The following is a 21,914-nucleotide window of genomic DNA, read 5'->3' on the forward strand; positions in this document are numbered from 1 at the left end:
CGATGTCCCGCGCGGCCGTCAAGCGCGGTCGAGGCGAGACGTCACCGGGCGAGGACCATGCGGCGCGTCACCACCTGCCCCTCGAACTCCAGGCGCGTGAAGTAGAGTCCCGAGGCGACCGGACGTCCGGTGCGATCGGTGCCGTCCCACATCACCTCGTCGCGACCTGCCGCGTGCACCGACTCGACGAGGTTGCGTACGATCCGCCCACGCGCGTCGTAGACCCGCAGGGAGACGTGACCCTCGCGCGGGATCGCGTAGGCGACCAGGGTGCGCGGGTTGAACGGGTTGGGAACGGGGCGTCCGAGCCACGCGCGGTCGTTCGCCAGGACGGCCGGGACGTCGGGCTCGTCGATGCCGACCGACGTGGACAGCCCCGCCTGATCGACGATCGTTCCGGCCAGGGCACGTGTGATCGCGTGCCCCAGCGTGGGGTCGAGCTGTTGGTAGGTGTCGGTGGAGCGGTGGTAGTCGCCGTAGGCCGCCCAGTCCTCCTCGATGGCCAGCAGGGCGGGGATCCCCGCCTGGAGGAACGGGATGTGATCGCTGCCGAAGGGATTGAAGCTGAAGCTCCACTCCAGTCCACCCAGGGCGACCACGTTGTCACGCAGCGACGTCATCAGGGGCTCCGAGGCCTGGTTCGCTTCGATCAACACGCCGAAGTCGTCCTGCCAGGCCGAGACCATGTCCATGGTCAGGGCGGCGGTCACGGTCCATCCGTTGGCCGCGAGCTGGTCGACGTAGGCCTGACTACCGTACAGTCCCTGTTCCTCGCCTCCGAAACAGACGAAGTGCACGCTGCGCTCGGGGACGGCGTCGGCGAAGACCTCGGCCAGGTGCAGGACCGCCGCCGTCCCGCTGGCATTGTCCTCGGCGCCGGGCGCGAGCTGGGTCGGGATCTCGCTGGTCGCGTCGTAGTGCGCACCCACGACCACGACCTCGTCGGGGAGTCCGGCGCCCTCGCGGATCGCGATCAGGTTCTGTGTCGTCCATCCCGGCATGGGCACCGTCTGGGAGACGACGGAGTACCCCGCGGACTCGAAGCCCGTGGTGAGCCAGGCGACGGCATCGTCGACGCCGCCGGCCTGGCCCTCGCTGTAGGTGTAGCGGGTGGTGATCGTGCCCGACCGCCCACTGGCGTCCAACGGTAGGTCTCCCGAGAGCTTGCGGACGATCTCGGAGTAGCGCGCGAGATCGACTTCGTCGATCAGCGCGGTCTTGGCGGCGGAGTCGACACGGCGGGGCAGATTGGCCACCCCGTCGCGGGGACGCGGTGGTGGCGTGAGCCACGTCAGGCGTTCGAAGTGGTGGGAGAGATGGGAGTGCCCCGCGGGGTCGTCGAGGGCGACGATCCGATGACCGCTCCATCGCGCGAGGGTCCGCAGATCGTCGTCGGCATGGACGGCGGACTCGCGCACGACGTACAACTGTTCGCCGTCGGGGGCACGGAGCGTCCGGGCCGACGCGGGCAGGGCTGGCGTGGCGCCGGGTGCCGGCACCCACACGGTCCTGTCGCCCAGGATCCGGACCTGCACCTCGGCCTCGGACGGACGCGGTGTGCCGGAATCGACCAGATGGACGACGGGGCCGGCCATCGCGGTGGTGGCGCCCAGCAGCGCGACGGCGCACAGCAGCAATCGGAGTCTCGGCATGGATCCACTTCCGTCGGGAAACGCTCTCTCACAAAAGTACCACCACCGACGGGGCCCGGGAAAGGGTCGTGGCGAGATCCCGACCCCTCGGTCCACGGTGGCGGCGGGGGCCCGATGGTTCGCGGCGGCAGCCGTCGTGGTCCTCGGGGCGTGCGCCTCGACCCCGCGGTCGGAGCGCGTCGGCGCCACGGTGGAGGTCTCGCCGGACTTCGGGCGCGTGCTCGAGGCGACCCTTGCCGTGGCCCCCACCGTCCCAGGTCCCACGACCGCAACCCTGCACGGGGACCTGCGGCGCGTGGCCCTCGAACTCCACGATCATCTGTACGCAGGATTGCCCGCCACTCGGTTGGTCGGCCCCGACAGCGTCGGAGCCCGGTTGGAGACCGGGGACGTCGGCCTGAGGCCGCTCGTCCGGCGACTGGCCCTGGGCGACCGGCTGCTGCCGGCCGATGGCGAACCCCTGCGACGTGCGCTCGGGCAGCGGTACGTCCTGCTGACCTGGATCGCGGAGACGGTCGTCACCGGATCGGAGCGGCCGCGCACCGACCTCGACGTCTCGGACTTCAACACGGACCAGGGACTGGCCTCCTATCGGCGCATCGAGGGTGCCCTGCACGGGGCCGTCGTCGATCTCGAGCGCGCCGAGGTGTTGTGGCGTGCCCGCGAGCCCTACCGCGGACGTCCCGTCTTCGACGACGCTCCCTTCGGTACGGAACTCGATCGTCTTCGGGCATCGGCGGCGACCACGCTCGCGATGACCCTGGAGAGTTCGTGACCATTCCCGCGTGGACGCCCAACTCGTTGTCAGGACGTCCGATTGACCGCCGCGCGGGCCGTTGCTAGCCTACCCGTTCTCCCGACCGGCCCCGCCGGTCCCCCGACCCGTGGCGGCCCCGTGGCCAGCCTTCCGCCCGCACCGAGCGCGAAGCCCCGCGCCGAGGACGACGATGGACAAGCAGTACGATCCCACCGGACTCGAGGAGAAGTGGTATCCGCAGTGGGAAGAGGCCGGCCTGTTCACGCCGCCCGAGGACCTCGAGCCCACCGAGGACGCCCCGGCCTTCGTGATCACGCTGCCGCCGCCGAACGTCACGGGCATCCTGCACATCGGTCACTGCCTCGGTGCCGGCATCATGGACGCGCTCGTGCGCTACTACCGCATGTGCGGACGGCCGACGCTGTTCGTCCCCGGCACCGACCACGCCAGCATCGCCACCGAGAACAAGGTCGTCGCCCAGTTGCGCAGCGAAGGCATCGACGCGCGCGACCTCGACCGCGACGCCTTCCTCGAGCGCGCCTGGAAGTGGGCCGACGATCACCACGACGTGATCGTCTCGCAGTTCAAGCGCTACGGCGTGAGCCTCGACTGGACACGCGAAGCCTTCACCATGGACGAGCAGCGCACGCGCGCGGTGCTCACGGCCTTCGTGAAGCTGTACGAGAAGGGCCTGGTCTTCCGCGGCGACTACATGACGAACTGGTCGGTCGCCCAGCAGAGCGCCGTGAGTGACGAAGAGGTCGTGCACAAGGAGGTGAACGGCAAGCTCTGGCACTTCCGCTATCCGCTGAAGGAGACCGGCTACCTGGTCGTGGCGACCACCCGCCCCGAGACCATGCTCGGCGACACCGCGGTGGCGGTGAACCCCGACGCCGAGAAGACCGCGTGGTTGAAGGGCCAGACGGTGATCCTGCCGCTCGTCGGGCGCGAGATGCCGGTGATCGAGGACGACCACGTCGATCCCGAGTTCGGCACCGGCTGCGTGAAGGTCACGCCCGCGCACGACCCCAACGACTACGAGATGGGCAAGCGGCACGACCTGGACTTCGTGAACATCCTGGATCCCGACGGGACGATCAGCGACGCCGCCCCCGAGGCCTACCGCGGCCTCGACCGCTTCGAGGCGCGTAAGAAGGTCGTGGCCGACATGGAGGCCGAAGGCCTGCTCGAGAAGATCGAGGACCACACGCACATGGTCGGCTACCACGACCGCAGCGACACGGTGATCGAGCCCTACATCTCGAAGCAGTGGTTCCTGAAGATGGACGACCTCGCGAAGCCCGCGATCGAAGCGGTGGAGAAGGGCGAGATCACCATCTTCCCCGATCGCTGGCAGGGCGTGTACTTCCACTGGATGCGCAACATCCGCGACTGGTGCATCAGCCGACAGTTGCGCTGGGGGCACCGGATTCCCTTCTACGAGTGCGCCGACTGCGGCCACGAGATGGTGCAGGTCGACGCGCCCACGCGGTGCGCCGAGTGCGGCAGCGAGTCGCTCGAGCAGGACGAAGACGTCCTCGACACCTGGTTCAGTTCGTGGCTGTGGACCTTCAGTCCGCTGGGCTGGCCCGAGAAGACCGACGACCTGCGGAAGTTCCACCCCACGAGCGTGCTCGTGACCGGATCGGACATCATCTTCTTCTGGGTCGCGCGCATGATCATGGCCAGCTACGAGTTCCTCGACGAGCCACCCTTCGAAGAGGTGCTCTTCCACGGCATCGTGCGCGACGAGAAGGGACGAAAGCTCAGCAAGAGTCTGGGCAACAGTCCCGACCCGATCGAACTCATGGACGAGTACGGTGCCGACGCGCTGCGCTTCGTGCTGGTGATGCTCACGCCGACGGGCTCGGACATCAACTTCAGCGACGGGACCTGCGAGACGGGCCGGAACTTCTGCACGAAGATCTGGAACGCCACGCGGCTGCTGTTCGGGCACCTCGACGAGTCCGACCTGCAGTTCGGCGAGGCGCAGGTGGAGCGCATGGAGCGCGACCTGGCCCCGCTCGAGCCCGACGACGACTTCGACGCCGACGCGTGGTTGCGGGCGATCCACTACGCCACCTTCGGCGGCGACGCTCCGCCGACCGGAGAGCTGGCGCCGGTCGAGCTCGAGGATCGCTGGATGCTGCACCGTCTGGCCGTGGCCGCGCAGAGCGTGGAACGCAGCATGGAGGCGCGACGACTGAACGATGCCGCCTACGCGGGCTACGACTGTTTCTGGCACGAGTACTGTGACTGGTACCTCGAGGCGATCAAGCCGCGCCTGCGCGGCGAGAGTCCGCGCGAACGCAACACGGCGCTGGTGGTGGCGCTGACGGTGCACGCGCTGCTGCTCCGTCTGTTGCATCCGTTCCTGCCGTACATCACCGAGGAGCTGTGGCACGCCCATCCGGCGACGGCGGGCTTCGTGGTGGCCGCGCCCATGCCCCGCTTCGTGGGCGACCCGCCCCTGGCCGCCGATGCGGTGCGCTTCGACCGCGTGCGCGAACTCGTGGGTGCGATCCGCAACCTGCGGGGTGAGCTCGGGGTCCCGCCGGGAAAGCGCGGACGTGCGCTGCTCCGTGGCGAGGGCGAGGTCGCACGCGGCGTCGAGCCGCTGGGGGGTCCGATCGCGCTTCTCGCGAAGCTCGAGAGCGTGGAGATGCTACCGATGGGCGAGGAGGCACCGGCGCAGTCGGTGTCGGCCGTGGTGGGCGACCTCGAGGTCTTCCTGCCACTCGAGGGACTGGTCGATCTCGAGGAGGAGCGCAAGCGTCTCGCCAAGGAACGCGATGGTGTGGCCCGGCGTTTGAACGGGGTCCGGGGCAAGCTGTCGAACGAGAAGTTCGTGAGCAAGGCGCCGGCCGAGGTGGTGGAGCGTGAGCGTGCGCTCGAAGCCAGCCTGGCCGACACCCTGACGAAGCTCGACGAGCGGATCGCCGCTCTGCAGGACTGAGCGGCACCGTCGGTCGACGGGGCAGGAGGGGTCATGAGCGAGGGCGACGTCCGCGACTACCGGAGCCTGGGAGAGATCCTCCGCGACGCTCGCGAGAAGAAGGGCTGGTCGGTCGAAGAGCTCCACGATCGCACCCGGATCGCACCGCGTATGCTCCAGGCGCTGGAGTCCGACGACTTCGACCAGTTCGACAGCCCGGTCTATGCCCGCGGATTCGTGCGGCAACTCGCCGGGGTCCTCGATCTCGATCCGGACTGGTTGCTCACCAAACTCGGACTGCCCGAGCGCCCGCCCCAGCCGATCGAACCGGACGAGGCCGCCACGCAGGAGTTCACATCGGTGACGCCGCCCACGGCACCTCCGGTGTCCGAGAGGGGCCCGGTGTGGGAGGTCGAGTCGGTCCGGGTCCGCCGTATTGCGCCCGAGAGCAGTGGCGGTGGCCGTGCGCGGTGGATCACGCTCGCTGTGGCCACGGCGGTGATCGTCGGCGCGGTGGTCGTGTGGACCCTCCTGCCGGTCGACGATGGTCTCGGGCCCGATGCCGAGCGCCCGGAGACCCGGGTGGCGGAATCGCCCGCCCCACGGACGTCCGTCCCGCCGGCGGAGACGCCCGGGGAGCAGGCGCCGGCCGGGGAAGTGGAGGATGCCGCCGAGGGATCCCCGGAGGGCGGTGACGTCGCGATCCCGCCCGAGCCGGCGGACGACGACCCGATCACCGAGGAGACACCTCCGGTCGACCGACTCGAGTGGCACCCCAGCACCGCGCCGGCGCCGGTGGACGAGCGAACGGCGGAGCGGAGCACCGCGGGGACCGAGGACGCCGACATCGACGAGACGGCCGACCAGACGGTCGAGAACGAAGGTGAGAGGGCGCCGGCGCGCGCAGACATGACCTCGACGCCCGCACGCCGCGACGAGGTCGTGGAGTCCACGGAGCCGAACGGGGGGCTTCCGAGTGTGGTGCGCGGTCAGCCCGAGGCCGACGTGCCCGTCATGCGGCTCGTGATCACCGCACGGGAGCGGGTCGAGGTGGACGTCGAGCTCGCTAGGGGCCAGCGCGAACGCCGAGTCCTGGAAGCCGGTGAGGTCTGGAGGCTGACCGGCACCGACCACTTCCTGATCCGCGCGAGCGATCCCGATGCCGCCGACTTCGAGCTCGACGGCATCGTGCGCGAACCACCGCCGCGTTGGACCGGGGCGGAGTGGTTCCTCCGGAGCGAACCGGCCGACCCCGAATGACTGGTCGCGATCAGTGGATCCCGTGCATCCACCGGCGAAGCAGGGGCACCAGCACCAGCAGTGCCGCAGCGGCTCCGAGGATCACGTAGAGTCCCCACACCTGGTAGGCGTCGGTGTACGCGGCCAGCGACTCCAAGGGCGTGGCGCCGGCGACGGCTTCTTCGCCACCTGCGGTCAGCTTTCCGATCTCGCCGGCGATCTTGTTCGCGAGTGCGATCGACAGGAACCATGCACCCATGACGAAGCCCACGATCTTGCCGGGCGAGAGCTTGCTGATCATCGAGAGTCCGACCGGTGACAGGCTCAGCTCGCCGGTGGTGTGCAGCAGGTAGAGACCGAACAGGAACAGCACCGGCACCAGACCCTGCTCGTCGGCGAAGAACTTCGCCCCGATCAGGATCACACCGAAGCCCAGCCCGAGCTGCGCCAGGCCGAGCACGAACTTCATCGGAGTGGACGGCTCGGCGTTGGCCGTGCGCAGACGGAGCCACATCCACGAGAAGACCGGCGCCAGCAGCATGATGTACAGCGGGTTCAGGCTCTGGAAGACCGAGGCCGGGATTTCGCCGCCGAAGACGTTGCGGTCGACGTTGCGCTCGGTGAACAGTGTGAGCGAGCCTCCGGCCTGCTCGAACAAGGCCCAGAACATGGCGTGGAAGAAGAAGAGCACCACGACCACGAGCAGGCGGTCGCCCTGCTGGCGGTGGGTGAGCACGGGCGCGCTCGCCACGACGTCGGCCCCGGCGGCGGACGTCTCCGGCTGCGACGAGGCGATCGGCTGGTCGCCCTTCGCGCGGAGACGCAGGGCCTCGAAGACCAGGTAGGCCACGATGCCCAGTGCGATGATCAGCAGCAGGGTCGACATGAGCTGGTCGAGGCTCAGGAGGGCCGCACAGATCGGCAGCATGAGCAGGGTGCCGCCCCACACCAGGACGTTCGGGCTCAAGGGGCCCAGGGCCGGGCGCCGCGCGGCGACGGGGTCGGGCTCGAGACCGGAGGATCCGAAGACCTTCTTCCCGACCGTCCAGAACACGATCAGGCCGAGGCCCATGCCGATGCCGGCCAGACCGAATCCGTAGTGCCAGCCGATGTTCTCGCCGACGTATCCGCAGGTCAGCGACGACAGGAAGGCCCCGATGTTCACGCCCATGTAGAAGATCGTGTAGGCGCCGTCCTTGCGTGGGTCGTCGGTCGTGTAGAAGGTGCCGAGATAGCTGCTGATGTTCGGCTTGAAGTAGCCGTTGCCGATGATGATCAGGGCGAGAGAACCCGCGAACAGTGCCATGTTCCCCTCGAAGAGCATGCCCTCGAGGGCCAGGGCGAAGTGCCCGAGCATCATGATGATCCCGCCCACCAGGATCGCCTTGCGGAAACCGAACACCCGGTCGGCGATCAGGCCGCCGACGACGGGGAACAGGTAGACCATCGAGGTGTAGGAGCCGTAGATCCCCAGGGCCCGGGCGTCGGCGGCCGCTCCCATGTCGACGAAGAGGACCTTCACCATGTACAGGGTGAGTAGCGCGCGCATCCCGTAGTAGCTGAAGCGCTCCCACATCTCCGCTCCGAAGAGCACGAAGAGGGCGCCCGGGTGGGTCTTGCGATTGGTCGCGATGACCACGGGCACCCAGATCAACACGAAGATCCATCCGAAGAGCAGGATGTACTCGGTGATGTTCATGGCGGGTCCTGGGTTCGTGCGGAAGGGGGCGGCCGGAGTCACGGCGTCTCCGGCCCGCGGAGGTCAACCTCGGCATTGAACGGGACTTGGGGTCGCGCCGCAAGGGAAGGTCACGTCTGCGGAATCTTGCCACGACCCCCGACCGGGAATAGTGTGAACGGTCCCTCGGACTCGCGACGCGGCAGCGCCGGATGGAGCCCATGAGCCAGTTCCGACTCCACAGCCCGTATCCGCCGACCGGCGACCAGCCCGAGGCGATCCGTGAGCTCGTCGACGGCCTGAACACCGGTCGCCGCGACCAGGTCCTGCTGGGCGTGACCGGCAGCGGCAAGACCTTCACCATGGCGAACGTGATCGCCCAGTGGGGGCGTCCGACCCTGGTCCTGAGCCACAACAAGACCCTGGCCGCCCAGCTCTACGGCGAGCTGCGGGGCTTCTTCCCGGACAACGCGGTCGAGTACTTCATCAGCTACTACGACTACTACCAGCCCGAGGCCTTCATCCCCAGCACCAACACCTACATCGAGAAGGACGCGAGCATCAACGACGAGATCGAACGCCTGCGGCTGCGGGCCACGGCTTCGTTGCTGTCGCGTTCCGACGTCATCGTGGTGGCCAGCGTGAGCTGCATCTTCGGCCTGGGCAATCCCGAGAACATCCGTCGTCAGGTGTTGGGGATCCACGTGGGCGAGGAGGTCGAGCGCGACGACCTGCTACGCCGTCTCGTGGACATCCAGTACGCCCGCAACGACGTCGCCTTCGAGCGCGGGACCTTCCGCGTGCGGGGCGACGTGGTCGAGATCAAGCCCGCCTACGCCGACGAGATCGTGCGCGTGGAGATGTTCGGCGACGAGATCGACGCCATCGCCCGCGTCGACCCGATCACCGGCGACGTGATCGGCCGGGTCGAGAGCGCGGCGATCTACCCGGCCACACACTTCATCACCGAGCGCAGCATGCTCGAGACCATCGGCACCGAGATCACCGCCGACCTCGAGTCGCGCCTGAGCGAGTTCGAGGCGAACAAGAAGCTGCTCGAGGCCCAACGGCTGGAGAGCCGCACCCGCTACGACATCGAGATGATCCAGGAGATGGGGTACTGCGCCGGTGTCGAGAACTACTCCCGGTACTTCGATCGTCGGAGTCCGGGCGACCGCCCCGCCTGTCTGCTCGACTACTTCCCCGAGGACTGGCTGATGATCATCGACGAGAGCCACGTCACGGTGCCGCAGGTCGGCGGAATGTTCAACGGCGACAGGTCGCGCAAGGAGACCCTGGTCGAGCACGGCTTCCGCCTTCCGAGCGCTCTCGACAACCGACCGCTCAAGTTCGACGAGTTCCTCACCATGCTCCCGAAAACGGTGTACGTGTCGGCCACGCCGAGCGGCTGGGAACTCGACCGGGCCGGCGGCGTGATCACCGAGCAGATCATCCGTCCGACCGGACTCATGGATCCGGCCCTGGAACTGCGTCCGGTCAAGGGCCAGATCGACGACCTGATGAACGAGATCAAGGGTGTGGTGACCAAGGGCCAACGCGTGCTCGTGACCACGTTGACCAAACGCATGGCCGAGGATCTGACCGACTACCTTCGCGAGGCCGGCGTGGCCGTGCAGTACCTGCACAGCGACATCGCTGCGCTCGATCGCGTGCAGATCCTGCGCGGACTGCGCCTGGGCGAGTTCGACGTGCTCGTCGGTATCAACCTGTTGCGCGAGGGCCTCGACCTGCCCGAGGTCGGCCTGGTCGCGATCCTGGATGCCGACAAGGAGGGCTTCCTGCGCAGCGAGACCAGCCTGATCCAGACCGCGGGCCGCGCGGCGCGCAACGTCGACGGACGCGTGATCCTCTACGCCGACAACGTCACCGGTTCGATGCAGCGGGCCATGGACGAGACCGAGCGTCGGCGCGAGAAACAGAGGCAGTACAACGAGGGGCACGGCATCGTTCCGCGGAGTATCGTGAAGAGTGTCGAGGACATCATGTCGATCACCTCGGCCGCCGACGGTGTGGGCGAGAACGCGCCGGCGGCACCGAAGCGTGGGCGCAGGGCGGAACCCGCGGAGTCCACCGATCCCGTCCTCGCGATCCTCGAGGGCCTGGACAGCCAGGGGCCGGCCGAGATCCTCGACCGCCTGCGCGATGAGATGTACCGCGCGGCGAAGGACCTCGACTTCGAGACCGCGGCCTCGTTGCGCGACCGCATCGAGGAGTTCGTGCTCGAACACGACCTGGAGGGCCCGTCGAGCGTGCAGGCCGAGCGCGAGCGCAAGAGCAACACCCGGCCGAAGGCCCGTCGGCCGAAGTCGAAGGCGAAGCGCCGATGAGATTCGATTCCGAGGCCCGTGACGCCGCGCTCCGTCTGCTGGAGTGGTCGCTGCACGAGGACCGCGCCCGGCACGACGTGACCAGTCTGCTGGCCGTCCCCGACGACGCCCGTGGTCGCTTCGTCGTGCGCAACCGAGCGGCCGGCGTGGTCGCAGGGATCGAGGCGGTGGCCCTGACCCTGGAACTGCTCGGTGCCGACGCGTCGGCGTCCGTCGTCGTCGAGGACGGAACCAGTCTGGCCGTGCCCACGGCCCTGGCCACGGTCGAAGGACGGAGGCTGGACGTGCTCGCCACCGAACGCACGTTCCTGAACCTGATCGGCGTGCTCTCGGGCACGGCCACGCTCACACGGCGCTTCGTCGACGCCGCCGGTCCGGGCTGCACGATCCTGGACACCCGCAAGACCTGGCCCGGATACCGCACACTGCAGAAGTACGCCGTGCGCTGTGGGGGCGGACGCAACCACCGTCCGCACCTCGCCGGTGGGATCCTGCTCAAGGACAATCATCGGCAGTACGGTCTCGATCTGCCGGCACTGGTGCGTCGGGCACGGGCCGGGCACGGAGGACTGGAGATCGTGGTGGAGGTCGACGGACTCGACGAACTGGACGAGGCGCTCGGACTCGACGTCGATCGGGTCCTGCTCGACAACTTCGATCCCGACGGCTTGGCCGAGGCCCGCCGGCTTCGTGATGCGCGGGCCCCGTCGATCGCCCTCGAGGTGTCCGGGGGCGTCGACCTCACCACCGTCGGTGCACTGGCCGCGGCGGGGGCGGACTATGCGAGCGTGGGCGCGTTGACCCACTCGGCGGCGGTGTTCGACGTCGGACTCGACGAACTCGCAGCGGAGGACGCGTCTTGAGACGGGACCTGGTGCCCAAAGCACTCGACACCGCGTGGCTCGGTCACGTCTTCGACGCGCACGACGAGATCGACAGCACGAATCGCCGGGCCTCCGACCTCGCTGCGGCCGACACCGCGCACGGCACGGTGGTGGTCGCCGGGCGACAGACCGCCGGGCGCGGTCGTCAGGGACGGGCGTGGATCGGTGTCGAGGGAGACCTCCTCGCGTCCTGTGTCCTGCGGCCGCCGACCGTCGGTCCGGACGTCGCTGCGCTCTCGCTGGTGGTCGCTCTCGACATCGCGGGCACGCTCCGCGACGACATCGGAATCGAGACCGTCGGGGTCAAGTGGCCCAACGACGTGTGGGTCGGATCGCGCAAGATCGCGGGCATCCTGCTCGAGGCTCGAAGCGATACGGCGCCGCGTGTCGTGGTCGGTTTCGGTGTGAACCTCCGGCGCCCCGCGATCCGCGACGAGGCGCTCGAAGGGCGCGCCACGTCGGTCGAGGAGGCACGGCCGGATCGACGGCCACCGTCGCCCGCCGAGTTCCTCGCGTGCGCCTTGCCGCGTCTCGAGCGCGGGATCGACGACTTCGTCGCCGCGGGATTCACTCGGCGTGGCGCCGAGTGGGACGCTCTCGACGTACTGCGAGGCCGGATCGTGGAGTACCATCGCGAGGGTCGGCGCGCGAGGGCCGAGGCCGTGGGTCTGGCGCCCGACGGGTCGCTGCGCGTGGTCCACGGCGACGGGCGTGTCGAGCAGTTGTACGGAGGCGAGGTGCACGTGATGGGGTTCGGGGTATGAAGTGGCTCGCCCTCGACATCGGGAACTCGAAGGTCGCTGCGGGCTTGGTCGAGCGGACCACGGTGATCGACGAGATCGCGGTCCTCGACCCCGATGCCGGTGTGGAGTCACAGATGGCGGCGATCTTCGATCCGGTGATCGAGGCCATCGGCCGCCACGATGCGGTGGGCGTGGTCGTATCGTCGGTCGTGCCCCACGTTCTCGAACTCTTCGAACACCTGTGGTGGGGACGACGCCCCGAGCGCGAGCTGCACAGTCTCGTGGTGACCCACGAAGCAGCACTGCCCTACGTGCTCGACGTGGACCGGCCCGAGACCGTGGGGGCCGACCGCCTGTGCAACGTCGCCGCCGCGGTGGCACTCGGGTTCCACGACGCCATCCTCGTGGATCTGGGCACGGCGAACACCTTCGACCTCCTCCGCGACGGATGGTTCGTGGGGGGGCTGATCGGTCCCGGTGCCGAGCGCTCGCACCGCGCGCTGGTCGAGGCCGGTGTGCAGTTGCCCGACGTCGCGTTCGCCCACCCGCGATCGCTGGTGGGTCGCGACACCGCCCGTGCCATGCAGGCGGGGAGCTTCCACCAGGCGGTGGGGGCGGTCGCCCACGTGATCCGACGCCTGCGCGTGGATCGTCCGGACCGGCCGACGCTCCTGGCCGGCGGTCTGGCCGAGACGATCGGCCCCGAGCTTCCCTTCGAAGTGTTGTACGTTCCTCACATGACCCTCATCGGGGCCGCGCGCATCGCCGAGGAGAACCACGGGGGACACCGCTCATGACCGACCTCACCCGAAGCGAATGATCGATCCCGGACGAAGCGTCGCCGATCTGCGAGACCGGTTGCACGATCTCGGGGGCCGCGACGCGCACGTGGGTCGGTTGCTGCGCGCGTGGCTCGGCGGACGTGGACTCGACACGGCCGCCGAACGGCGCGGGCGGGGTCGCGCGCCACGGTGGCCGCGGTCCCTGGGAGCAGTGCTCCCCGAGGTGCAGCGATCGCTCGACGCGATGCTCTCGGAGGTCGCTCGGGCCGACGCCGGCGACGGATCGAGACGGCGCGTCCTCCGGCTCCGCTCGGGGCGGACGATCGAGTCGGTCGACCTTCCCCGCGACGGTCTCTGCGTCTCGACGCAGGTCGGCTGCGCGGTGGGCTGCCGTTTCTGCAAGACCGGCGAGGACGGACTGCTCCGACAACTGTCGGCGCTCGAGATCCTCGCCCAGGTCGTCCGGGCCCGCCGTGAGCGACCGGTACGGCGCGTGGTCTTCATGGGGATGGGCGAGCCGGCCCACAACCTCGATGCGGTGCTCGACGCGATCGACTCGCTCGGCACCGATGGCGGCGTGGGACACAAGAATCTGGCCTTCTCCACGGTGGGCGATCCGGCGGTCTTCGAGCGTCTCGCTGCTGGCCGCGTCCGGCCGGCCCTCTCGCTGTCGCTGCACGCGCTCGACCGCGAGGCCCGGGAGCGCATGCTGCCCCGGGCACCCGCTGCCGACCCGTCCGGATTGCTCGACGCGGCGCTCGACTACGCCGATCGTGTGGCCCACCCGCTCCAGGTGCAGTGGACACTCCTCGCCGGTTTCAACGACGACGACGCCCAGGCCGACCGCCTGGCCGCCGCGCTCCGGGATCGGCGGGCGATCGTGAACTACATCCCCTTCAACGACGTCGAAGGAAGTGGTTTCCGACGCCCCTCCGTCGACCGGTGCGTGGACCTCGTGCGCCGGCTGCGCCGGGCGGGCATCGTCGCGACGCTGCGGTTCTCCGCCGCGGTCGAGGTCGACGGGGGGTGCGGGCAGCTCCGTTCCCGGGTCGCCACACGGGGCCTCGGCCGTCTGCCGTACTGACAGAGTGCTCACGCGGCGCGATCTGTCAGATCGACCGGTGGACTCGTCAGGAGCGTGGCAGCTGGCAGACACGCAACGGCCATGGATCCTCCAACGCATTCCAGGTCAACCGATTGCGTGGTCCTCTGCAAGTGGCACGAGATATGGATCGCCGTGTGCTGGAGCGCTCGGGGGCGGCTTCGCTCCCCGGGATCACCAACAACGCCGAATCGCGGCCGACTCCGGCCGCAACGAAAGGAGGATGGACCATGACCGCTCTCACACGGTACCGCCCGCGGACGGGTCTGGACATCCTGCGACAGGACCCGTTCTTCACGCGGCTCTTCGGCGAGTGGGCGCCCGACGAACTGGATCAGGACACCCAGCAGTGGATGCCTTCGCTCGACCTCGTCGAGCACGAGGACACCTACGAGATCCGCGTCGACGTACCGGGCATCGACCCGAAGGACATCGAGGTCATGCTGCAGAACGACGTGCTGATCATCCGCGGCGAACGCCACGGGTCGAGCGAGAAGGAGACCGAAGAGGGAAAGGTCCTGCGACGCGAGAGCTGGAACGGCCGTTTCGAACGTTCGATCCGACTCCCCGGCGGAGTGAATGCCGCCAAGGTCAAGGCCAAGGGAAGGGACGGCGTGCTGCAGGTGACGCTGCCCAAGGCCGAGGAATCGATCGGTCGCCGGATCTCGATCGAGTCCTGACCCACGGTCACGCCCGATCCGATCGCGGGGCAGGGGGAGCGCCTCCTGCCCCGCTGCTCGGACCGTACGCCGGATCCCTCCGCGACGAGCGCGGCCGCGACGAGCAGGATCCGGCTCCGCCATGGGTCGTGGCGCCGGTGGAACCCCGGGTCCAGACCTCGGGAGGTGCCCGACATCACCTTTTCGCTAGTGCAATCGGTTCCCGCGCGCGGTTTTACTTGAAATCGTAGTTCCCCGAAGGATGGACCGGCATGGCACGATTCGAGCGGATCCTGCATCCGACCGACTTCTCGGAGAACGGACGGGCGGCGCTGCCGCTGCTCGCCGACGTGTGCGCCATGTCGACGGTCGAGGGTGGTCCCGAGGTCCACGTGATCCACGTGCTCGAGCCGATCATTTCGACGACCGACTTCACGTGGTCCGGGCTGAGTCACAACGAACTCGAGGCCAAACGCCTGACGGCGGCGCGCGAAGCGCTCGACGAGTTCGTGGGTGAGTTCGAACTCCGGGCACGTGAGGTGATCGTCGACGTGATCCGGGGGAAGAGTCACGAGGCGATCGATCAGTACGCCGAGAAGCACGAGATCGATCTCATCGTGATGGCCACCCACGGTCACACCGGCCTCAGCCACCTGCTGCTCGGCAGCACCGCCGAGCTCGTGGTCCGGACCGCCCGCTGCCCCGTGCTCACGGTCAAGGGAATCACCGAACCGGCCGAGTGAGCCGACCCGTTCCGACGACGACCCAGGAGGATGTCACCGTGGACCCGGCACCCGTTCTCGTTCGCGACATCATGGTCACCGACGTCCAGGTCTGCGGCCCCGACGACACGCTGCGCGACGCCCTGGACATCATGCTCGAGCAGGGCCTGACCACCCTTCCGGTCGTCGACCCCGCTCAGAACTGTGTGGGCGTCATCGCCGCGGTCGACCTCCTCGCCCCGAGCGACGAGATGGAGGAGGAGCTGCGCGTCCTCACCGGACAGAGCAACGACGAGAACGGCTATCTGCCCGAGACGGTGCAGACACGGGGGCTGGCCTCGCAGATGGTCGAGGACTTCATGTCGTCGCGGGTGGTGGCGGTCGCGCCGGACACCGAGCTGCACAAGGCGGCCGGGATCATGCTCAAGAACCAGATTCATCATCTGGTGGTGATCGACGCCCAGGACAAGCTGATCGGCATCCTGTCGACGATGGACATCCTCGAGGTGTACGCCAACGAGGGTGAGGTCGCCGAGGCCTAGCGCCCCGGACGTCTCCGGCGCGCCGATCCGTCAACATCTGGTCGAATCGTCACTTGGACCGATTCCTGGCAGTCGAGATTCCCGGTTGCCAACCCCCCGGGTCCTGCCTATATTGCGCGCCGTTGGCAGACGAGATCCCTGTCTGCTGAATACCGATTTCAATTCTTCGGGGATCGACGGCGGGCTCCGGCCCCCTTCGAACCGAACCAGTGCCTGCCCGGGCCACGCCCGGGAAACGCCTGCCCGGGGAACGTCCCGGTCAAGAGGAGGAGTCCACCGATGGCGAACAAGATCCGTCCGCTGGGCGATCGCGTCGTCGTCCAGGCGATGACCCAGGAGAAGAGCAAGAGCGGCATCATCATCCCCGACACGGCCAAGGAAAAGCCGCAGCAGGGGAAGGTCGTCGCCGTCGGTCCGGGTCGCCTGAGCGAGTCCGGCGACCGTCTGGAGCCGGAAGTCAAGGAAGGCGACGTCGTGCTCTTCGGCAAGTACAGCGGCACCGAGATCGAGGTCGACTCGGACGCGCTGCTGATCCTGCGCGAATCCGACATCCTGGCGGTTCTGTAGTCCACGGACCGCGTTCGTCCGAGCCCGGACACAATCGTCTCTTCGCAGAACCAATCAGAACCGGAAAACCCACGAGGAGTGGATCCCGATGGCCAAGATGATCGCTTTCGACGCGCACGCTCGCGACGAGCTGAAGAAGGGCGTCGACGCTCTCACCAACGCCGTGAAGGTGACCCTGGGTCCCCGCGGCCGGAACGTGATCCTCGACAAGAAGTTCGGTAGCCCGACGGTGACCAACGACGGCGTGACCATCGCCAAGGAGATCGAACTCAGCGACCCGTACCAGAACATGGGTGCGCAGCTGGTCAAGGAAGTCGCCACCAAGACGCAGGACGTGGCCGGTGACGGCACCACGACCGCGACCGTGCTCGCGCAGATCATGATCAAGGAAGGTCTGCGTCAGATCACCGCCGGCGCGAACCCCATGTTCGTCAAGCGCGGTATCCACAAGGCGGTCGACGCCGTCGTGGAGCACGTGAAGAAGCAGAGCAAGAACGTGAAGGACCGCGACCAGATCGCACAGGTCGCCACCATCAGCGCGAACAACGACGACGAGATCGGCAACATCATCGCCGACTCCATGGAAGCCGTGGGCAAGGACGGCGTGATCACGGTCGAAGAAGCCAAGAGCATGGAGACGACCTACGAGGTCAAGGAAGGCATGCAGTTCGATCGCGGTTACCTGTCGCCGTACTTCGTGACCGACAGCGAGCGCATGGAGGTCGTCCTCGACAGCCCGTACATCCTGATCCACGACAAGAAGATCAGCAGCATGAAGGACCTGCTGCCGGTGCTCGAGAAGGTCGCCCAGGCGGGTGCACCGCTCGTGATCGTGTCCGAGGACATCGAGGGCGAGGCCTTGGCCACGCTCGTGGTGAACAAGCTGCGCGGCACGCTGCAGATCGCGGCCGTGAAGGCTCCGGGCTTCGGTGATCGTCGCAAGGCGATGCTCGAGGACCTGGCGGTCCTCACCGGTGGTCGCGTCATGAGCGAAGACGCGGGCCTGAAGCTCGAGAACACGACGATGCAGGACCTGGGTCGTGCCCGCCGCATCACCATCGACAAGGACAACACCACCGTCGTCGAGGGCAGCGGCAAGAAGGCCGACATCAAGGCCCGCGAGGCGCAGATCCGCCAGCAGATCGAGAAGACCACCAGCGACTACGATCGCGAGAAGCTCCAGGAGCGTCTGGCGAAGCTGGCCGGTGGCGTGGCGGTCATCAACGTCGGTGCGGCGACCGAGACCGAGATGAAGGAGAAGAAGGCCCGCGTCGAGGACGCCCTGGCCGCGACCCGCGCCGCCGTCGAGGAGGGCGTGGTCCCGGGTGGTGGCGTGACGCTGCTGCGTGCGGCCAAGGCCCTGGACAAGCTGGAACTCGAGGGCGAGGAGCTGGTCGGCCTGGAGATCGTGCGCCGCGCACTCGAGGAGCCGGTGCGGACGATCGCCTTCAACGCCGGCGTCGACGGCTCGATCGTGGTCGAGCGTCTGCGCGCCGAGAAGCAGGGCATCGGCTACAACGCCGCCACGGCCGAGTACGAGGACATGTTCAAGGCTGGTATCGTCGACCCGACCAAGGTCACCCGCAGCACGCTGCAGAACGCGGCGAGCATTGCGGCCATGATCCTCACCACCGAGTGTCTCGTCAGCGACGAGCCGGAGGAGGAGAAGGCTTCGATGCCGGGCGGCGACATGGGCGGCATGGGCGGAATGGGCGGCATGGGCATGATGTAGCCCCGGCCGCGACGGTCTCGGACACCGGTCCCGGCCGTCCCGGCCTCCGGTGTCCGGGGTGTGCCCCGGAAGCCCGTCCCCACGCGTGGGGGCGGGCTTCTTCGTGGGTGGGGGGGCACGGTGGGCGTCGTCACCGGGCGGTGTCGGCTGGCGTTGACGGCGGGCGTTGACGGCGGGTGTTGTCGGCCGGTGAAACCATTCCTCGAAATGCCGGGTTTCGGGTTGTCAGCGGCCACGGGATGACAACAGCGAATGTCAGCCCCCAGGGACTGACATTTCGCTTCGTCAGCTCCAGCCGACTGACAATCCTGCACCCAGCTTTTTCGAATGTCTTCGCACGCCGCCCGAGCGTCCGCTCCATGTCGAGGTGCACCCTGCGACTGCTCTCGGGTCACTCCTACGGAGGGGTGCTCGTGACCCACGCGCTGACCCGCAGACCGGGGCTCTTCCGGGCCTTTCTCGCACAGAGCCCCTATCTGGCCGCGCCGATCGCCGAACCCCTGCTGGTCGGTCCGCACGATGGGTTGGTGGCGTTCTTCCGGGAGCGCTGGCCGCTTCCCGTGGAGCTTCTGTCGGGCGGAGGGTCGGGGGCGTTCGCCGCGCACCTCGATCGCCTGGAGAACGAACTCGGGTATCCCGTGCGCTACAGCGAGGGGGCATTCCAGCGGGCGGCCCAGGGACTGCTCAACGGTGGCGACGTGAAGGGCGCGGCCGAGGCGGCGGGGCTCTACGTCGACCACCATCCGCGCTCTCCGGTCGCCCACTTCCTGCGCGGGGCCGCTCTGGCTTCGGGAGGCCAGCGCGAGGCGGGCATCGAGGCCATCGAGAAGGCCATCACCCTCTTCGACGCCGACCCCGACCCCTCGCAGAGACCGCTGCGAGCGAACATGCAACGCGTGTTGGGGCAGTTGCGAGGGGATTGAGCGCGATCCGCCCGCGGCGTCAGGGAGGGCAGCCCGTGACGGACGCGGACTCGGAGCGAGCGAGCCGGCGCTGCGGGCGCCCTCGAGGAACACGTCGCGGTGGATCTTCGGCAGGTCACCGTCGGCGCCCCACGAAGACGAAGTGCCGCCCGCCCTTGCGCCCCGGACGCGCGGAGCTGAGGTGTCCAAGGGCTTCGAAGCCGCAGCGACGCAGCGTTCGAGGGAAGACGGCATCGTCCGTGGCCGACCAGACGGCGACCCGGCCGCCGGGGACGAGAGCACGGTGGATCGCACGCAGCCCTTCCTTCGCGTAGAGCCACGCGTTGCCGTCGGCGACCATCGGGTCGGGTCCGTTGTCGACGTCGAGGATCACCGCGTGCAGCGCGCCCGTGTAGCGCGGGATGACCCGGCGGACGTCGTCGACGACGACCCGGGTGCGCGGATCCTGCAGGGGGTGGTCGGCGTGGTGGCCCAACCGGGTCTCGTTCCACGCGACGACCTCGGGAATCAGTTCCACCTGGACTGCCTCGGCGTCGGCCGGCAGGAGGTCGAGCGCGGCGCGCAGCGTGAAGCCGAGGCCGAGGCCGCCGATCAGCACCCGGGCCCGCGACGGCAGGCCGCGGCACACGAGGCTCGCCAGGTCCTCCTCCGACTGGTGCTTGCGCGACGACATGAGCGGCCGCCGGTCGACGACGATGTCGTGGGCGCCGTCGTGCTCGTAGAGCTCGAGGAGCTTGCCGTCGGGCGTCCTGGCCTCGGCGATGCGCACGCGGGGCTTCATGGCGACTCGCGGTCTCGGGCGCGGGGCGCTCGCTTCGGGAGCTCCTCGAGGGATGGTGTCGATCATGCTGGGCGAAGTCGCGGTGCGATGCAACGCCCATGGTCGCGAGTTCGTGTGCGCAGAACTCGGATCGAGCCGCAGACGGCGCGGTGGGGTGGACGTCGCGGCTGCGGTGCGAGAGAGTGTGCCCGGAACCCGTGGCACCGAACCGACGGTCGAGCCCGGAGTCCGGACGAGCCACGGCATCTCGAGAGCGCAAGTCCCATGAACGCCGAACCACCCGACTGGTCGCGCGAAGCGATCTGCCTGCGTCGCGAGTCGAGCGACGGCGAGTCGCTCGCCGCCGAACTGTATCGGCGCACCTGCCGCGTCGATTTCGACCAACCCGGCGTCTGTGTCGTGGCACTCGGTCCGGCCATCGATTCCGTCGGCTGCCGCAGGCTGATGGTCGACCTGAAGCGCGCGATGGCCCGGATCCACGAAGCGACCACCGGCAGGACACTGGTCTACCTGTCCGCCACCCGCTTCGACCAGCAGGAGACGACACGACCGCACCTCGACGGCGGACCGGAGGAGTGCCTCCTCATGCTGGGCTACGAGCCCACCGCGATCGAGTCCGAACTCGAGATCTTCGACTACGCCCGGTGCGCCTTCGATCACGGTCTCTCACCACAGGAATTCATGGCCTCCCACAACCCGATGTTCGAGGCCGGCCAGGAGATCCTGCGCCCGTATGCGATGCGCGTGCCCTGCTTCTCGCGAACCGAGCATCGAATCGTCTGCATCAACAACTCCTCGGCCGCCTGGTCGGAATCGGAACCCGCCTGGCAGGGCGTTCTGCACACGGCGACGATTCCGGCACCGGACGAATCGGAACGTCGTATCGTCGATTCCACGATGATCGCACCCGCACCGGTGGGGACACCGGACGCCGTCGACGACGGTGCGTTGGACGACTTCGTGACGACCTCCGTGGTGCGCCGACGCGGCGCGGGGGAATGATTCCAGGGCCCGTTCGGAAGGCAAGGACGTCGCGCCGGATTCCTCGTCGGGGATGTTCCGCGGCGGAAGCGATCGTAGGTGCCGGTCCACCGTACACGGGACGACGTGTCGGGTTCTCCATCCGTCTTGCGCGTGGACAGCCACACCCATCCACGCCCGACCCACGGAGATCGCGCCATGTACCGCTTCGCTCGTCCCTGGCTCTCGCTCCTCGTTCTGCTTCCCTGGATCGCCGGCTGCGGCGGCGACGCGAACAGCCCGACGGATCCCGAGGTGCCACGCGAGTTGACCGTGACTCCCACGTCCGGCGTCTTCGGCACGCCGGTGGCGATAGAGGGTCTCGATCTGTCCACCGTCGACCCGGCCCTGGTCGAAGTTCGCTTCGGGGACCACCTCGCGGTCGCGCGGGCCCAGCCCGGATCGGGCACCGTGATCGCCGGCGTGCCGATTCCGCTGGCCGAGGACGGAACCGTCGCCGCGTCCACCGACGAGGCCCTCGACGTCACGGTGACGGTCGACGGCGAGGTCGTCGCCATGCGCGAAGCCGCGTTCACGATCGAGGCCTTCGTCCCGGCGCCGGGCGCCGCGCAGGCCGTGGTCGCGTCCTTCGCGTCGATCGTCGACGATGTCGAGGCCGTCGCGTTGGCGTTGGCTCCGGATCCGAGCCTCGAGCACGGTTACGCACTGGCACTGCTCGGCGCGGCTCGTGAACTGCTCACCGGCGAGGCCGAAGGGTCCCTGGCGCCGCAGCTCTCCGCGTTGGCGAACGACGCTCCGGAAGCCCTCGCACTCGTCGACGGCATCCTCGCCGGATCCGGCGCTCTCGAACGCGTGCAAGTCGTCGCGAGTCGATTGGAAGGGATCTC

19 protein-coding genes are annotated in these 21,914 nt (G+C 68.5%); 16 read left to right on the top strand and 3 right to left on the bottom strand.

The features are described 5' to 3' along the window. Window positions 1–41 precede the first annotated feature (41 nt). On the bottom strand, window positions 42–1,652 hold the full coding sequence (locus VKA86_15065) for a M28 family peptidase (GenBank protein HKK72529.1): 1,611 nt from the start codon (window positions 1,650–1,652) through the stop codon (window positions 42–44). Between the two features lie 136 nt (window positions 1,653–1,788). On the opposite strand from VKA86_15065, the gene VKA86_15070 reads away from it, so the two are divergent. The 3 genes from VKA86_15070 to VKA86_15080 all read left to right on the top strand — a co-directional run bounded on the left by VKA86_15070 (window position 1,789) and on the right by VKA86_15080 (window position 6,604). Then, a complete protein-coding gene (locus VKA86_15070) occupies window positions 1,789–2,427 on the top strand; it encodes a hypothetical protein (GenBank protein ID HKK72530.1) in 639 nt (212 codons plus the stop codon). A gap of 172 nt (window positions 2,428–2,599) precedes the next feature. After that, window positions 2,600–5,365 (top strand): valine--tRNA ligase, encoded by a 2,766-nt coding sequence (locus tag VKA86_15075; protein HKK72531.1) that lies wholly within the window; start codon window positions 2,600–2,602, stop codon window positions 5,363–5,365. A gap of 33 nt (window positions 5,366–5,398) precedes the next feature. Beyond that, entirely contained in the window at window positions 5,399–6,604 is a 1,206-nt protein-coding gene (locus VKA86_15080) for a helix-turn-helix domain-containing protein (GenBank protein ID HKK72532.1), read from the top strand. A 10-nt stretch (window positions 6,605–6,614) separates the two neighbouring features. Here VKA86_15080 and VKA86_15085 read toward each other — a convergent pair whose 3' ends face one another. Then, window positions 6,615–8,324 carry an oligopeptide:H+ symporter gene (locus VKA86_15085; GenBank protein HKK72533.1) on the bottom strand — a complete coding sequence of 570 codons (1,710 nt, stop codon included), beginning with the start codon at window positions 8,322–8,324 and terminating at the stop codon, window positions 6,615–6,617. A gap of 158 nt (window positions 8,325–8,482) precedes the next feature. On the opposite strand from VKA86_15085, the gene uvrB reads away from it, so the two are divergent. The 11 genes from uvrB to VKA86_15140 all read left to right on the top strand — a co-directional run bounded on the left by uvrB (window position 8,483) and on the right by VKA86_15140 (window position 19,265). Beyond that, entirely contained in the window at window positions 8,483–10,609 is a 2,127-nt protein-coding gene (gene uvrB, locus VKA86_15090; GenBank protein ID HKK72534.1) for an excinuclease ABC subunit UvrB, read from the top strand. After that, window positions 10,606–11,472, top strand: coding sequence for a carboxylating nicotinate-nucleotide diphosphorylase (gene nadC / locus VKA86_15095; protein HKK72535.1), 867 nt, complete (start codon window positions 10,606–10,608; stop codon window positions 11,470–11,472). Before uvrB ends, nadC begins: the two co-directional genes overlap by 4 nt. Beyond that, complete coding sequence (locus VKA86_15100) at window positions 11,469–12,257, top strand: biotin--[acetyl-CoA-carboxylase] ligase (GenBank protein ID HKK72536.1); 789 nt, start codon at window positions 11,469–11,471, stop codon at window positions 12,255–12,257. The genes nadC and VKA86_15100 overlap by 4 nt, the downstream gene beginning before the upstream one ends. Then, window positions 12,254–13,033 carry a type III pantothenate kinase gene (locus tag VKA86_15105; GenBank protein HKK72537.1) on the top strand — a complete coding sequence of 260 codons (780 nt, stop codon included), beginning with the start codon at window positions 12,254–12,256 and terminating at the stop codon, window positions 13,031–13,033. Before VKA86_15100 ends, VKA86_15105 begins: the two co-directional genes overlap by 4 nt. 19 nt (window positions 13,034–13,052) lie before the next feature. Then, window positions 13,053–14,102 carry an RNA methyltransferase gene (locus tag VKA86_15110; protein HKK72538.1) on the top strand — a complete coding sequence of 350 codons (1,050 nt, stop codon included), beginning with the start codon at window positions 13,053–13,055 and terminating at the stop codon, window positions 14,100–14,102. 248 nt (window positions 14,103–14,350) lie between these two features. After that, on the top strand, window positions 14,351–14,800 hold the full coding sequence (locus VKA86_15115; protein ID HKK72539.1) for an Hsp20/alpha crystallin family protein: 450 nt from the start codon (window positions 14,351–14,353) through the stop codon (window positions 14,798–14,800). 251 nt (window positions 14,801–15,051) lie between these two features. Beyond that, the gene (locus VKA86_15120) at window positions 15,052–15,522 is read left to right on the top strand and encodes a universal stress protein (GenBank protein HKK72540.1); all 471 of its coding nucleotides are present in this window, start codon (window positions 15,052–15,054) and stop codon (window positions 15,520–15,522) included. Window positions 15,523–15,560: 38 nt separating this feature from the next. After that, window positions 15,561–16,043 carry a CBS domain-containing protein gene (locus VKA86_15125; protein HKK72541.1) on the top strand — a complete coding sequence of 161 codons (483 nt, stop codon included), beginning with the start codon at window positions 15,561–15,563 and terminating at the stop codon, window positions 16,041–16,043. 279 nt (window positions 16,044–16,322) lie between these two features. Then, window positions 16,323–16,610: a co-chaperone GroES gene (gene groES / locus VKA86_15130; protein ID HKK72542.1), complete on the top strand. Its 288-nt coding sequence runs from the start codon at window positions 16,323–16,325 to the stop codon at window positions 16,608–16,610. A gap of 88 nt (window positions 16,611–16,698) precedes the next feature. Continuing rightward, window positions 16,699–18,342: a chaperonin GroEL gene (gene groL, locus VKA86_15135; GenBank protein ID HKK72543.1), complete on the top strand. Its 1,644-nt coding sequence runs from the start codon at window positions 16,699–16,701 to the stop codon at window positions 18,340–18,342. 359 nt (window positions 18,343–18,701) lie between these two features. Beyond that, on the top strand, window positions 18,702–19,265 hold the full coding sequence (locus VKA86_15140) for a hypothetical protein (GenBank protein HKK72544.1): 564 nt from the start codon (window positions 18,702–18,704) through the stop codon (window positions 19,263–19,265). 115 nt (window positions 19,266–19,380) lie between these two features. Here the strand turns inward: VKA86_15140 and VKA86_15145 are convergent, their stop codons facing one another. After that, the gene (locus VKA86_15145) at window positions 19,381–20,046 is read right to left on the bottom strand and encodes a hypothetical protein (GenBank protein ID HKK72545.1); all 666 of its coding nucleotides are present in this window, start codon (window positions 20,044–20,046) and stop codon (window positions 19,381–19,383) included. A gap of 264 nt (window positions 20,047–20,310) precedes the next feature. Between VKA86_15145 and VKA86_15150 the strand changes: the two genes are divergently transcribed. Together VKA86_15150 and VKA86_15155 are read left to right on the top strand one after the other, a co-directional pair. Continuing rightward, window positions 20,311–21,048, top strand: coding sequence for a hypothetical protein (locus VKA86_15150; GenBank protein HKK72546.1), 738 nt, complete (start codon window positions 20,311–20,313; stop codon window positions 21,046–21,048). Window positions 21,049–21,225: 177 nt separating this feature from the next. Then, window positions 21,226–21,914 (top strand): hypothetical protein (locus tag VKA86_15155; protein ID HKK72547.1); only part of this gene is annotated, 689 nt, incomplete at its 3' end.

This window comes from Candidatus Krumholzibacteriia bacterium (genome assembly GCA_035268685.1).
In the GTDB taxonomy this organism is placed as follows: domain Bacteria; phylum Krumholzibacteriota; class Krumholzibacteriia; order JAJRXK01; family JAJRXK01; genus JAJRXK01.

Excerpts from the sequence above, each read along its gene's own strand:
- VKA86_15065 (HKK72529.1), bottom strand. The coding sequence starts at position 1,652 with ATGCCGAGACTCCGATTGCTGCTGTGCGCCGTCGCGCTGCTGGGCGCC.
- VKA86_15075 (HKK72531.1), top strand. The coding sequence starts at position 2,600 with ATGGACAAGCAGTACGATCCCACCGGACTCGAGGAGAAGTGGTATCCG.
- VKA86_15080 (HKK72532.1), top strand. The coding sequence starts at position 5,399 with ATGAGCGAGGGCGACGTCCGCGACTACCGGAGCCTGGGAGAGATCCTC.
- uvrB (HKK72534.1), top strand. The coding sequence starts at position 8,483 with ATGAGCCAGTTCCGACTCCACAGCCCGTATCCGCCGACCGGCGACCAG.
- nadC (HKK72535.1), top strand. The coding sequence starts at position 10,606 with ATGAGATTCGATTCCGAGGCCCGTGACGCCGCGCTCCGTCTGCTGGAG.
- VKA86_15105 (HKK72537.1), top strand. The coding sequence starts at position 12,254 with ATGAAGTGGCTCGCCCTCGACATCGGGAACTCGAAGGTCGCTGCGGGC.
- VKA86_15110 (HKK72538.1), top strand. The coding sequence starts at position 13,053 with ATGATCGATCCCGGACGAAGCGTCGCCGATCTGCGAGACCGGTTGCAC.
- VKA86_15115 (HKK72539.1), top strand. The coding sequence starts at position 14,351 with ATGACCGCTCTCACACGGTACCGCCCGCGGACGGGTCTGGACATCCTG.
- VKA86_15120 (HKK72540.1), top strand. The coding sequence starts at position 15,052 with ATGGCACGATTCGAGCGGATCCTGCATCCGACCGACTTCTCGGAGAAC.
- groES (HKK72542.1), top strand. The coding sequence starts at position 16,323 with ATGGCGAACAAGATCCGTCCGCTGGGCGATCGCGTCGTCGTCCAGGCG.
- groL (HKK72543.1), top strand. The coding sequence starts at position 16,699 with ATGGCCAAGATGATCGCTTTCGACGCGCACGCTCGCGACGAGCTGAAG.
- VKA86_15140 (HKK72544.1), top strand. The coding sequence starts at position 18,702 with ATGTCGAGGTGCACCCTGCGACTGCTCTCGGGTCACTCCTACGGAGGG.
- VKA86_15145 (HKK72545.1), bottom strand. The coding sequence starts at position 20,046 with ATGAAGCCCCGCGTGCGCATCGCCGAGGCCAGGACGCCCGACGGCAAG.
- VKA86_15150 (HKK72546.1), top strand. The coding sequence starts at position 20,311 with ATGAACGCCGAACCACCCGACTGGTCGCGCGAAGCGATCTGCCTGCGT.